Source organism: Streptomyces sp. NBC_00094, assembly GCF_026343125.1.
In the GTDB taxonomy this organism is placed as follows: domain Bacteria; phylum Actinomycetota; class Actinomycetes; order Streptomycetales; family Streptomycetaceae; genus Streptomyces.
In genome coordinates this window covers 5,279,020-5,291,579 of the sequence record NZ_JAPEMB010000001.1, presented here as the reverse complement: position 1 = coordinate 5,291,579, position 12,560 = coordinate 5,279,020, and the positions used below count along the sequence as shown (strand labels likewise).

The following is a 12,560-nucleotide window of genomic DNA, read 5'->3' as shown; positions in this document are numbered from 1 at the left end:
TCCCCGGCGCCTGATGGCGCCGGGGACCGGCCGTGTGCGTCGGACGGTGCGTCAGTGCACCGGGACGACCTGCTTCTCCTCGGCGAAGTGGCACGCCGAGAAGTGGGCGGCCGGGGTGTCCTGGCCCTTGAAGCGCTCCGGGATCGCGAGGATCGGAGCCTCCTGGGAGCACTTCTCCTGCGCCTTCCAGCAACGGGTGCGGAAGCTGCAGCCCGACGGCGGGTTCGCCGGCGAGGGGACGTCACCGGTGAGGATGATCCGCTCGCGGTTGGCGCGGGCCTGCGGGTCCGGCACCGGCACCGCGGAGAGCAGCGCCTGCGTGTACGGGTGCGTCGGGTGCTCGTAGATCTGCTCGTCCGTACCGATCTCGGCCATCTTGCCGAGGTACATGACGCCGACGCGGTCCGAGATGTGCCGGACGATCGACAGGTCGTGCGCGATGAAGAGGTAGGAGAGGTTGAACTCGTCCTGGAGCTTCCCCATCAGGTTGATGACCTGCGCCTGGACGGAGACGTCCAGGGCCGAGACCGGCTCGTCGCAGATGATGATCTCCGGGTTGAGCGCGAGGCCTCGGGCGATGCCGATGCGCTGGCGCTGACCGCCGGAGAACTGGTGCGGGTACCGGTTGATGTACTCGGGGTTCAGACCGACGACATCGAGGAGCTCCTGCACCTTGGCGCGTCGGTCACCCTTCGGAGCCACCTCGGGGTGGATGTCGAAGGGCTCGCCGATGATGTCGCCGACCGTCATCCGCGGGTTGAGCGAGGTGTACGGGTCCTGGAACACCATCTGGATGTTGCGGCGGACGACCTTCAGCGCGCGCCCGGACAGCTTGGTGATGTCCTGGCCCTTGTAGAAGACCTCGCCGGCGGTGGCCCGCTCCAGGTTCATCAGGAGCTTGGCGACCGTGGACTTGCCACAGCCGGACTCGCCCACGATGCCGAGGGTCTCGCCCTGGTAGAGGTCGAAGGAGACCCCGTCCACGGCCTTGACCGCGCCGACCTGCTTCTTGAAGAGGATGCCCTGCGTCAGCGGGAAGTGCTTCTTCAGGTTGCGCACCTGGAGGATCGGCTCGCCGCGGCCCGCGGGGGCCTCGAAGGCGGCCACGGCCTCGTCGTTGTTGCTGAGGTCAGCCATGGATCGTCTCCTTCCAGAAGTGGCAGGCGCTCTTACGGCCCGGGAGATCCGAGCCGTCCTGCTCGGTGACCGGCGCCAGGGCCGGGATCTCCGTACGGCAGATGTCGTCGGCCTTCGGGCAGCGCGGGTTGAAGGCGCAACCGCTCGGCACGCGGAGCAGGTTGGGCGGCAGGCCCTTGATCGCGTAGAGCTCCTGGCCCTTCTGGTCCAGACGCGGGATCGAGTCCAGGAGGCCACGGGTGTACGGGTGCGCGGGGCGGCCGTACAGCTCGTGCACCGGAGCCTGCTCGACGATCCGGCCGGCGTACATCACGGCGATCTTGTCCGCGACGTCGGCGACGACGCCGAGGTCGTGGGTGATCAGGATCAGACCCATGTTGTATTCCTGCTGGAGCTCCGCGAGGAGGTCCATGACCTGGGCCTGGACGGTCACGTCGAGAGCCGTGGTCGGCTCGTCGGCGATGATCAGGTCCGGCTCCAGGGCGAGCGCCATGGCGATCATGATGCGCTGGCGCATACCGCCGGAGAACTGGTGGGGGTAGTCGGAGATCCGCGCCTTGGCGGCGGGGATCTTGACCTTGTCCATCAGCTCGATGGCCTTGACCTTGGCGTCCTTCTTGGACATGCCGTGGTGCACGCGGTACATCTCGCCGAGCTGGTAGCCGACGGTCAGGACCGGGTTGAGGGAGGACAGCGCGTCCTGGAAGATCATGGCGATCTTCCGGCCGCGGATCTTGCGGCGCTCCTCCTCGGACATCTTCAGCATGTCCTCGCCGCGGAACAGGATCTCGCCCTGCGGGATCTTGCCCGGCGGCATGTCGAGGATGCCCATGATGGCCTGCGCGGTGACGGACTTGCCGGAGCCGGACTCGCCGAGGACGGCGAGGGTCTCGCCGGCGTTCACCGAGTAGTTGACACCGTTGACCGCCTTGGCCACACCGTCACGGGTGTGGAACTCGACGTGCAGGTCACGTACTTCGAGCAGCGGACCGTTGAAGTCGGCTCCGTCGCGCGGCGCGGGGACGGCCGCGGTCTTGTCGATGATGCTCATCTTTTACGCCCTCCTCAGCGCAGCTTGGGGTCGAGGGCGTTGCGGACGGCTTCGCCGAGCATGATGAACGCCAGAACGGTGATGCTCAGCATGATCGAGGGCCAGAGCAGGACGTGCGGGGCCACTCGGATCTGGGCGACACCCGCGGAGATGTCCACACCCCACGAGACGGTCGGGGCGGCGAGGCCCAGACCGAGGTAGGACAGGGTGGCCTCGGCCGAGATGTAGCCGCCAAGCGCGATGGTCGCGACGACGATCACGGGGGCCATGGCGTTGGGCAGGATGTGCCGGAAGAGGATCCGGGTCGTACCCGCGCCGAGGGCCTTGGCCGCGTGGACGTAGTCGGCCTGCTTGACCGTGATCACGGAACCGCGCATGACGCGGGTGATCTGGGTCCAGCCGAGGAACGCGAGGGCGAAGACGACGACCCAGACGGTCCGCTCGACGAACGCCTGCAGGACGACCATGGCGCCGAGCAGGAAGGGGATACCGAAGAAGATGTCGGTGACCCGGGAGAGGACCGCGTCGATCTTGCCGCCGAAGTAGCCGGAGATCATGCCCATGATGCCGCCGAGGACGGTGACGATCGCGGTGACGCAGACGCCGACGATGATCGAGGCACGGGTGCCGTGGATCAGTCGGGCGTAGACGGAGCGGCCCTGCTGGTCGTAGCCCAGCCAGTCCGGCGAACCTATGCTGCCCAGCTCGGGCTTGCTCAGGAAGTGGTGGACCAGGTCACCGACGGTCGGGGACGCGCTGGTGAAGAGGGTCGGCCACGCCGAGATCAGCAGCAGGACCGAGATCAGCACCGACGAGACGATGAAGTACGGGTTGCGGCGGAGGTCGGCCCAGGCGTCGCCCCAGAGGCTGCGGGCCTTCTCCTGCTGCGCCGCGGGAGCGGGCGCGTCCACCGAGGGGGTGGCGACGGCCTCCTCCACTGCGGCAGCGGTCTTGGTCACGTCAGGCATACCGGATCCTCGGGTCCAGGACCGCGTACAGCAGGTCGATGAGCAGGCTGGTGACGAGGTAGACGATCACCAGGATGGTGACGAGGCCGACCAGGGTTGCGCCTTCACGACGGGAGATCGACTCGGCGATGACACCACCGACACCCTTGATGTTGAAGATCGACTCGGTGACGATCGCACCGCCCATGAGCGCACCGATGTCGGTGCCGAGGAAGGTGATCACGGGGATCATCGAGTTGCGCATCAGGTGGACGCCGATGACGCGGCGCCGCGGGAGGCCCTTGGCGACGGCCGTACGCATGTAGTCGGCGCGCAGGTTCTCCGCCATGGACGTACGGGTCAGACGCGCCACGTACGCGAGGGAGAGACCACCGAGCACGATGGCCGGCGCGATCAGCTCGTCCCACGCGGGGACGGGGCTGACGTTCGGCTTGATCCAGCCCAGGTTGAAGGCGAAGACCATCTTGATGATGAAGCCGAGGACGAACACCGGGATCGAGATGATCAGCAGGGTGAAGACCAGGATCATGTTGTCGGCCATACGGCCGGCGCGCAGACCGCCGATGATGCCAAGGCCGATACCGAAGATCAGCTCGATGGCGAACGCCAGGGCGGCCAGCTGGAGGGTGATGGGGAACGCGTCGCCCAGCACCTCGGTGACCGGAAGTCCGTTGCGGATCTGGGTGCCGAAGTCCGCGTGCAGGAGCATGTCCCGCATATAGAGCAGGTATTGCTGCCATTCCGGCTTGTCGAGACCCAGTTCATGGCGCTTCGCGGCGATGGTCGCCGGGTCGGCGCCCTTGTCGCCGAACATCGCCAGCACGGGGTCACCGGGCAGGCTGTGCACCATGAGGAAGATCAGCAGGGTCGTCCCGAGGAATACCGGGATCATCTGGAGCAGTCGTCGTGCGACATAACGCCCCATCATGCCTCCGTTGAGATGTGACAGCGGCAACCGACGGGCCCTCCCCCGCACCGCATGCCCGGATATCGAGCATGGCGATGTCGTGGAAGGGCCCCCCGGCCGCTGCGTAAGGCACCGAGACGGGACTGACGTTCCGTCAGTCCCGAGACGGCGTGCGGACTACGCTTGGGTGATTACTTCTTGACCTCGACGGTGTCCAGGATCGGGTCGCCGTCCTGGCCGTACGTCACGCCGGAGACCTTCTCCGAGTAGCCCGCGTTGACCTTGTAGTACCAGAGCGGGATCGACGGCATGTACTTGACCAGTTCCTTCTCAACGGCCTGGTACTGCTTCACCGACTGCTCCAGCGAGGCGGCGGAGTCCGCGGCCTCGATCTTCGCGTCCAGCTCCTTGACGGAGAAGTCGCCCTGGTTGCCGGCCGCGTTGGTGTGGAACAGGTCCTTGATGAAGTTCGAGTTCACCGGGTAGTCGAGCGACCAGGCGGACCGGTACAGGGACTTGACCTGCTTCTCCTTGCGGGCCGTGAGGTCCGCCTGGAAGTCGGTCTTGCTGTCGCCGACACACGCGACGCTGGTGGCCTGGGTGATGCTGTTGCAGACAGCGTCGACCCATTCCTTGTGGCCACCATCGGCGTTGAACTGGATGAAGATCTTGTTACCGGGGACGCCGCCGCCGGCCTTGATCAGGTCCTTGGCCTTGGCCGGGTCGTACTTGGTGACGTCGCCCGCGGCGTTCTCCTGGTAGCCCAGGATGCCCTTGGGGACCCAACCGGTCGCCGGCTCACGGGTGCCCTGGAGCACCGTCTTCGTGATGGTGGCGCGGTCGATCGCCATCGAGAGGCCCTGGATGACGCGAACGTCGACCTTCTTGGGCTTCTTCCACTGCTCCGCGTAGAACGCGACACCGATGGACTGGATGGCGGCGTGGTCGGCGTCGACGGCGCGGTCGCCCAGGTCGTCGTGGTAGACCGGGAGGTCCTTCGGACCGATCTGGCGGATGACGTCGAGGTTGCCCGACTTCAGGTCCTCGTACGCGGTCTCGAGGGTGGTGTAGTTCTTGAAGATCACACCACCGTTCTTCGCCTTGTTCGGGCCCTTGTAGGCGTCGAAGCGAACGATCTCGATCTGCTTCTTGTGGTCCCAGCTCTTGAACTTGTAGGGACCGTTGCCGACCGGCTTCTCGGCGGCGGCCTTCGGGTTCGCGTAGAAGGACGCGGCGAGCGGCGCGAACGGCGTGTACGCGAGCTTGTGGCCGAAGTACGGAACCGGCTGGGTCAGCTCGATGGTGAAGGTGGTGTCGTCGACGACCTTCAGACCGGCCAGCGTCTCGGCGGTCTGCTTGGCGCCTTCGGCGTCCGGGTGCACCTTGTCGTAACCGACGATGTCGGAGAACCACGAGGAGAGACCCATGGCGTTCTTGAGGCTCGCGTTCCAGTTCCACGCGTCCACGTAGGACTTCGAGGTCACCGGGGTGCCGTCGTGGAAGGTCCAGCCGGCCTTCAGCTTGACGGTCCACTTCTTCGAGTCCGTCGTGGTGAGCGACTCGGCGTTGAGCATCTCCAGCGAACCATCGGCCTTGTAGCCGACGAGGTTCGAGTAGACGGCCTTCATCACGCCGGCGCCGTTCGACTCCATCGTGTCGCCGGTGTAAAGAAGCTTCTCCGGCTCGCCGAGGTCCGTGGTGAAGATCCCGTTCGGGTCCACGGCACCGGCACCGCCGGCGTTGTCGTCCTTACCCCCGCCACAGGCGGTCGCAGCCAGGGCGACGATGATCGCGCCCGTTACCCACTTGGCGCTCTTGGCACCGCGCATGGGTTCCTCCTCATGAGTCCACTTTGTCACTACAAGAGAGGTATCCCGAGTGTCGCCGACACCCCTGACGGCGTTTCACTCACGTACCCCGAGTGTGCTCGCGAGTCGGCACTCCCCACAGTGCGTGACCCATTGACCCGAGCTCAATGGAGCCAACTATTAAGTACGTCCGGGCTGTAAACCACACTTAAGCGGTCTCGTTTTGACAACATCACCGGCGCCCGAGATACCGAAATCCGGACAAAGTGAGTCCAGACAGACACCCCCGAAACGGACTGTTAATACACGTTCCGGAGAGCGATGCCCGGTATCCGGACGTCGGGCTGTCGTATTCGACTTGACGGAGGACTCGCCGGCCACGTTCACCTGACGGAGTGTCGGACGTCACACCGGGCACCATACGGGACGTCAGGTCGGACGTCACACGGGCGTCACGCGAACGTCACACCGGACGCCACGGGAACGCCACACCGGACGCCACACCGACGCCACGGGAACGTCACACCGGACGCCACACGGACCCCACATCGGCCGGAAGCCCGGCACCCGGACGCGACCGAGCCCCGCCGAAGCTTCGGCGGGGCTCGGTCACACTAGCGGGGCCTTGATCACCGAGCGACGACTTCGGGGAAACCCGACGTCACTCGGCGCTCGTCAGTCGGCGCGCGTCAGTTGTTCTTGGCGCGGGAGGCGGTGCGGCCACGCTGGTTCTGGTCCAGGACGACCTTGCGGATACGCACGGCCTCCGGGGTGACCTCGACGCACTCGTCGTCGCGGCAGAACTCCAGGGACTGCTCCAGGGAGAGCTTCCGCGGCGGGACGATCGCCTCGAAGGAGTCGGCGGAGGCGGAGCGCATGTTGGTGAGCTTCTTCTCCTTGGTGATGTTCACGTCCATGTCGTCGGAGCGGGAGTTCTCGCCGACGATCATGCCCTCGTACACCTCGGTGCCGGGGTCGGTGAACAGGACGCCGCGCTCCTGGAGGTTCGTCATCGCGAAGGCGGTGACGGCACCGGCGCGGTCGGCGACCAGCGAACCGTTGTTACGGGTCGTCAGCGTGCCGAACCACGGCTCGTGGCCCTCGTGGATCGAGTGGGCGATGCCCGTACCACGGGTGTTGGTCAGGAACTCCGTACGGAAGCCGATGAGGCCACGGGACGGAACGACGAACTCCATGCGGACCCAGCCGGAGCCGTGGTTCGACATGTTGTCCATGCGGCCCTTGCGGACACCCATGAGCTGCGTGACGGCGCCCATGTGCTCCTCGGGCACGTCGACCGTGAGGCGCTCGACGGGCTCGTGCGTCTTGCCGTCGACCTCCTTGGTGACGACCTGCGGCTTGCCGATGGTGAGCTCGAAGCCCTCGCGGCGCATCTGCTCGACCAGGATGGCGAGCGCGAGCTCACCACGGCCCTGGACCTCCCAGGCGTCGGGGCGCTCGGTGTCGAGGACGCGGAGCGAGACGTTACCGATCAGCTCGCGGTCCAGACGGTCCTTGACCTGGCGGGCGGTGACCTTGCGCTGCTTGACCGCGGACTTGGCCTCCGCGCCCTTGCCGGTGCCACCACGGCCGACGAGCGGCGAGGTGTTCGTACCGATGGTCATGGAGATGGCCGGCTGGTCGACCGTGATCAGCGGCAGCGCGATCGGGTTCTCCGGGTCCGCCAGGGTCTCGCCGATCATGATGTCGGGGATACCGGCGACGGCGCAGATGTCACCGGGGCCGGCGACCTCGGCGGGCTTGCGGGTGAGCGCCTCGGTCATCATCAGCTCGGTGATGCGGACGTTGGAGATCGTGCCGTCCCGCTTGATCCACGCGACCGTCTGGCCCTTGCGCAGCTCGCCCTGCTCGACGCGGAGGAGCGCGATGCGGCCGAGGAAGTTGTCGGCGTCCAGGTTGGTGACGTGGGCCTGGAGCGGGGCCTCCTCGTCGTACACCGGGGCCGGGACGTGCTCCAGGATGGCGGAGAAGAACGGCTCCAGGCTGTCGCTGTCCGCGGGAACGGTGCCGTTCTCCGGCTTGGTCAGCGAGGCGATGCCGTCACGGCCGCAGGCGTAGACGATCGGGAACTCGATCTGGTCCTCGTCGGCGTCCAGGTCCAGGAAGAGGTCGTAGGTCTCGTTGACGACCTCGTCGATCCGGGAGTCCGGGCGGTCCGTCTTGTTGATGCAGAGGATGACGGGCTTGCGCTGCTGGAGGGCCTTGCGCAGCACGAAGCGGGTCTGCGGGAGCGGACCCTCGGAGGCGTCCACGAGGAGGACGACCGCGTCCACCATCGACAGACCGCGCTCGACCTCGCCACCGAAGTCGGCGTGGCCGGGGGTGTCGATGATGTTGATCGTGATCGGGGCCCCGCCGTCCTTGGGGTGATACTTCACCGCCGTGTTCTTGGCGAGGATCGTGATGCCCTTCTCACGTTCCAGGTCGTTCGAGTCCATCATGCGGTCGTCGAGCTGCTGGTGGGCGGCGAAGGCACCGGCCTGCTTGAGCATGGCGTCGACGATGGTCGTCTTGCCATGGTCGACGTGGGCGACGATGGCGACGTTACGGATGTCGTGGCGCGTGGGCATGGGTGCTTGCGCTTCTCTCGGATCGTGGGATGCGGCGTCAGTTCCTCGTACGCCCACCGGGCGGACGCGCCACGGCTACCTCCCATGGTACGGGGCTGCCACGCAAGGGGCTTCCCCGCCCGCGATCCGGGAGGTCTACTAAGGGATTTCGGGGTGCGGCGGGGGTGCGCTGGGGGCGCGGTACGGCTGCGGTGCGACTGCGGTGTGACAGTGGACGGGCCGGGTCAAGCGGCCGTCGCGATCCTGCCCGCCGGGATCACCGGCGGGCAAGGAACTTGAGCTGCTTCTGAGGTTGTGACCTGCGGTTTCGGAGACTTTGGAGCTTTCAGCTGTTTCGCTCTGCTCCCTTGGAGGATTCGGGCTTCCTGAAGCCGATGTCCTGGTAGCGGGGAGCAGCGAGGCCCCAGGCCCCCGCGTTCACGAGATCGGCCTTGGCGGCGACGAGCTGGGGGCGCTGGTAGAGGGGGATGGAGCCGGCGGCGGCCCAGATGCGGGCGTCGGCCTGGCGGACCAGTTCGCGGGCCTCCTCCTCGTCGAGCGTCCCCGCCGCCTGATCGAACAACTGGTCGATTCGGTCGGTGCCGACCCGCGAGTAGTTCTGCTCGACCAGGAGTGAGCCGTCCGAGGCGGGCTCGGGCTTGGCGAAGATCGGCCGGGCGTCGGTCGCCGGGAAGGCGGAGGCCGGCCAGGAGTAGAGGGCCAGGTCGTAGTCGCCGGCGGCGACGTGGTCCTTGAAGAAGCTGTCGTCGGAGACCTTGGTGACCTCCGTACGGATCCCCACGGCGTCGAGCATCCGGACGATCCGGTCGCCGACCGCCCGCAGCGACTCGGAGCCGGGCCCGGACGGCAGGACGAAGCGGAGGCTGAGCGGCTTGCCGTCCTTGCCGAGGGCCCGCGCGGCCTCGGGCACGGTCACGGGGGCCGCGGTGCCGCGCGGGGCGTAGGCCCCGGCCACGCCCTGGTCCGGCTTGGCGACCGACTGGGCGGCCCGGGCGCCGGAGCCCGTGCCGTTGTCGAGCGCCTCGGCCCGGGCGAGGAGCGCGGCGCTCTGGCCCGCGGCGGCCGCGGCCGGGGCGAGGACGTCGGTGCCGTTCTCGGGGCCCGCGGCGCCGATGACGGGGACGGGAACGGCCCTGCGGTCGCCCGGCTTGTCGTCGCCGACGATGTAGAGGCCCTCGTCGGAGGCGGTGTCGCCGGCCCTCTTCTTGGCGTCGGTGGAGGAGCTGTCGGCCTTGCCGACGGACCGCTTCCCGGCCTTGTCGGCCTCGCCACCGGCCTTGGTGGCCTCCTTCGCGCCGGCCGGCTTCCGGAGCGCCCCGCCCGGGACCCAGCCCGCGTCGGCGAGGAGTGCCCGCGCCTCCTTGGTGTCCTGCTCGCCGAGCGCGTCGCTGCTGTCCGCGTACGCCGCCTGGCCGGCGAGGGCCAGGTGGCTGCCGGGGGGCGACGCCGGGAGGCCGAGCGGCTTGAGTACGGATTCGGCCAGCTCCTGGCGGTTGATGGCACGGGCCACCGCGCGTCGCACCCGCTCGTCGGCGAGTGCGCCGGACTCGCCGTTCAGCGAGAGCTGGGTGTAGGCGGGCTCCAGGGACTTGCGGACCGCGAAGCCGGCGAGGCCGTCCTGCTGGCGCGCGTACCGGGCGACGGCTTCCTTGTTCTTCTTGCGTGCGGCCTGGACCTCCTCCGCCTTCTCCTCGTCGGAGCCGTACGCGAGGGCCCAGGACTTCAGGGCCTTGGAGGGGGTGATCGCGGAGCCGGGCCCGTGGGCGAGGGCGGCCTGCGCGCCGTTCCGGCCGGCGCGGGCGTCCCGGAGCGCGACGGCGATCCGTTCGGCCGTGGACCGGTCGATCTCGGCCAGGTCGAGCGTGCCCGCGGCGAGGGCGGCGGACCGCTCGGCCCGCGGGACGGCCTTGAGGACGATGCTGTCGAGCTTGGCGGGCTGACCCCACCAGCGGGGGTTGCGGACGAGGGTGACGTCGCCGGTCTTCCGGTCGGCCGACTTCAGCAGGAACGGTCCTGCGGTGGCCTTGAGGGTGGTGCGCGCCCCGTCGTTGAAGGCGTTCGGGGACCCCATCACCTGCTTCGGGTAGAGCGGGGTGAAGAGGGACTGCCAGTCGGCGTACGGCTTGGAGAAGGTGACCCGCACCTCCAGGTCGTTCCTGCCCCGCTCGATCTTCTCGATCCGCTCGTAGCCGGAGTTCCGGGCGGTCCAGTACGCGGTGTCGCGGCCGCTCAGCGCCCGCCACTGCGCCACGAAGTCGGAGGCCCCGATCTCGCGCCCGTCGCTCCACACCGCCTGCTGGTTGAGCTTGTAGAGGACGACCTGCTTGGGCTCGGTCTCGACGACCTGCGAGGACTCCAGGTAGTCCGGGTTCCGCTGCGGCCGGCCCCGCTCGTCGATCGTGTAGAGCGAGGGGAGTACGGCCCCGGCGACGCGGGCGGTGGTGGCGTCGGCGTCGGCCTGGAAGCTGTTGAGGGTGGTGGGCGCCGCGTCGACGGCCCAGCGCAGGGTGCCTCCGTCGGCGACGTCGTCGCGCGCGGCCGGGGCGTTGTCCTGGGCGGCGGCCTGGGCCTGGCCGGTTTCGTCGTCGGAACTGCAGCCCGCGAGCACGGTGACGGCGAGGACCGCACTCGTGAGGGTGGCGACGGAGCGGAGCGTGCGGGAGCGGGGGCTCCTGGAGCATGTCCTCCCGCGAGGGGCGCCGAACTGGGACATGACTTGTACCCCTTCGTCCAGATTCATTCCATTTGGAGATGATCACACCTATTGCTCATACACTGAAAAGGACGGAGCGGATCCGGCCACGGCGACACGGCGGCACGTCCGGGAAACCCCACTCGTGCGGCCCAACCCCCGGAAGCGGAGCGCTCCGGACGGGTGGAATCCCTGCGGAATCCCGTACGCACGGCTTCCCAAGCGCTATGTGACGCGCGACACTCTCCGGTGTTCGCCCACGGAAGTCGCCCAGGAAGTCACTCGCGGAAGTGAGGGCAACCCATGTCCGTTCAGGACGATCTGGCAGCCGTCAAGCACTGCCTCGAAGACCTGGTCCGCACGGTCGGGCAGCTGGAGCGCAGCATCACCGGAGAGCGGGGCGCGCCCACGACCACCGGCCGCGCCGAGAGCATGGTGACCGTCCCCGACGCCCCGTACGACAGCGGGCTGTGGAAGGACGTGGACGACGAGGGACTGGGAGCACGCGACCGCCACGCGCCGTGACCGGTGGCAAGGGCGGCAGCCGACCGTAGAGCCGACCGCAGGAGGCCCTGTTGGCCACAGGCACAGAACCCCCGACGAGCCACGGATCGGCGACGGGGGTGCGCTCCCCGGGGCGCGCCGCCATCGCCGACCGCCATCTGCGCACCGACCGCTGGTGGCTCTCCCCCGCGGTCACCGCGGCCGGGCTGATCGCCTTCGTCGCGTACTCGACCTGGCGGGCGTTCGCCGCCGCCGACTACTACGCCGCCCCCTACGTCTCGCCGTTCTACTCGCCCTGCCTGGCGTCGAACTGCGTCCCCATGGAGGGCGGCCCGAACTGGGCGCTCTTCGGCAGTTGGTGGGGCCTCTCCCCCGCCCTGCTGATCCTGGTCTTCCCGCTCGGCTTCCGGCTGACCTGCTACTACTACCGCAAGGCGTACTACCGGGGCTTCTGGGCGTCTCCCCCGGCCTGCGCGGTCGCCGAGCCCCACCGTACGTACACGGGCGAGACCCGCTTCCCGCTCATCCTGCAGAACGTCCACCGGTACTTCTTCTACGCGGCGCTGCCGGTCGCCGGGATCCTCACGTACGACACCGTGCTGACCTTCCGCGACGCCTCGTACGCCTGGGGGCACGCGGGGCTCGGGACGCTCGTCTTCCTCGTGAACATCGTCCTCATCTGGGCGTACACCCTCTCCTGCCACTCCTGCCGGCACATCGTCGGCGGGCGGCTGCGGCACTTCTCGAAGCACCCCGTCCGCTACCGGCTGTGGACCTGGACCGGACGGCTGAACCGATGGCACATGCAGCTCGCGTGGGCCTCGCTGATCAGCGTCGCCGTCTGTGACCTGTACGTGTACCTGCTCGCGACCGGCACCTTCGACGACCCGAGGTTCTTCTGA

At 68.1% G+C, this 12,560-nt stretch carries 9 protein-coding genes; 2 read left to right on the top strand and 7 right to left on the bottom strand.

Annotation, left to right across the window (positions count from 1 at the left end; all coding sequences use genetic code 11):
* Positions 1–51: 51 nt before the first annotated feature.
* The 7 genes from OG580_RS23605 to OG580_RS23575 form a co-directional block, all read right to left on the bottom strand.
* Positions 52–1,137 carry an ABC transporter ATP-binding protein gene (locus OG580_RS23605; RefSeq protein WP_267045668.1) on the bottom strand — a complete coding sequence of 362 codons (1,086 nt, stop codon included), beginning with the start codon at positions 1,135–1,137 and terminating at the stop codon, positions 52–54.
* Complete coding sequence (locus OG580_RS23600) at positions 1,130–2,188, bottom strand: ABC transporter ATP-binding protein (RefSeq protein ID WP_267045667.1); 1,059 nt, start codon at positions 2,186–2,188, stop codon at positions 1,130–1,132. The genes OG580_RS23605 and OG580_RS23600 overlap by 8 nt, the downstream gene beginning before the upstream one ends.
* A 14-nt stretch (positions 2,189–2,202) precedes the next feature.
* The gene (locus OG580_RS23595) at positions 2,203–3,156 is read right to left on the bottom strand and encodes an ABC transporter permease (RefSeq protein ID WP_267045666.1); all 954 of its coding nucleotides are present in this window, start codon (positions 3,154–3,156) and stop codon (positions 2,203–2,205) included.
* A complete protein-coding gene (locus tag OG580_RS23590) occupies positions 3,149–4,081 on the bottom strand; it encodes an ABC transporter permease (protein WP_267048095.1) in 933 nt (310 codons plus the stop codon). Before OG580_RS23590 ends, OG580_RS23595 begins: the two co-directional genes overlap by 8 nt.
* Positions 4,082–4,254: 173 nt before the next feature.
* Entirely contained in the window at positions 4,255–5,892 is a 1,638-nt protein-coding gene (locus OG580_RS23585; RefSeq protein WP_267045665.1) for an ABC transporter substrate-binding protein, read from the bottom strand.
* A gap of 668 nt (positions 5,893–6,560) precedes the next feature.
* Positions 6,561–8,462 (bottom strand): translational GTPase TypA, encoded by a 1,902-nt coding sequence (gene typA / locus OG580_RS23580; RefSeq protein ID WP_267045664.1) that lies wholly within the window; start codon positions 8,460–8,462, stop codon positions 6,561–6,563.
* Between the two features lie 325 nt (positions 8,463–8,787).
* A complete protein-coding gene (locus tag OG580_RS23575; protein ID WP_267045663.1) occupies positions 8,788–11,175 on the bottom strand; it encodes an ABC transporter family substrate-binding protein in 2,388 nt (795 codons plus the stop codon).
* A gap of 282 nt (positions 11,176–11,457) precedes the next feature.
* Here OG580_RS23575 and OG580_RS23570 point away from each other — a divergent pair, with 282 nt between their 5' ends.
* Together OG580_RS23570 and OG580_RS23565 are read left to right on the top strand one after the other, a co-directional pair.
* A complete protein-coding gene (locus tag OG580_RS23570) occupies positions 11,458–11,679 on the top strand; it encodes a hypothetical protein (RefSeq protein ID WP_267045662.1) in 222 nt (73 codons plus the stop codon).
* A 50-nt stretch (positions 11,680–11,729) separates the two neighbouring features.
* Positions 11,730–12,560 carry a hypothetical protein gene (locus OG580_RS23565; RefSeq protein ID WP_267045661.1) on the top strand — a complete coding sequence of 277 codons (831 nt, stop codon included), beginning with the start codon at positions 11,730–11,732 and terminating at the stop codon, positions 12,558–12,560.

Bases quoted from the DNA above. Each gene is read 5' to 3' on its own strand.
- OG580_RS23570 (WP_267045662.1), top strand. From the start codon at position 11,458: ATGTCCGTTCAGGACGATCTGGCAGCCGTCAAGCACTGCCTCGAAGAC.
- typA (WP_267045664.1), bottom strand. From the start codon at position 8,462: ATGCCCACGCGCCACGACATCCGTAACGTCGCCATCGTCGCCCACGTC.
- OG580_RS23600 (WP_267045667.1), bottom strand. From the start codon at position 2,188: ATGAGCATCATCGACAAGACCGCGGCCGTCCCCGCGCCGCGCGACGGA.
- OG580_RS23575 (WP_267045663.1), bottom strand. From the start codon at position 11,175: ATGTCCCAGTTCGGCGCCCCTCGCGGGAGGACATGCTCCAGGAGCCCC.
- OG580_RS23595 (WP_267045666.1), bottom strand. From the start codon at position 3,156: ATGCCTGACGTGACCAAGACCGCTGCCGCAGTGGAGGAGGCCGTCGCC.
- OG580_RS23585 (WP_267045665.1), bottom strand. From the start codon at position 5,892: ATGCGCGGTGCCAAGAGCGCCAAGTGGGTAACGGGCGCGATCATCGTC.
- OG580_RS23605 (WP_267045668.1), bottom strand. From the start codon at position 1,137: ATGGCTGACCTCAGCAACAACGACGAGGCCGTGGCCGCCTTCGAGGCC.
- OG580_RS23590 (WP_267048095.1), bottom strand. From the start codon at position 4,081: ATGGGGCGTTATGTCGCACGACGACTGCTCCAGATGATCCCGGTATTC.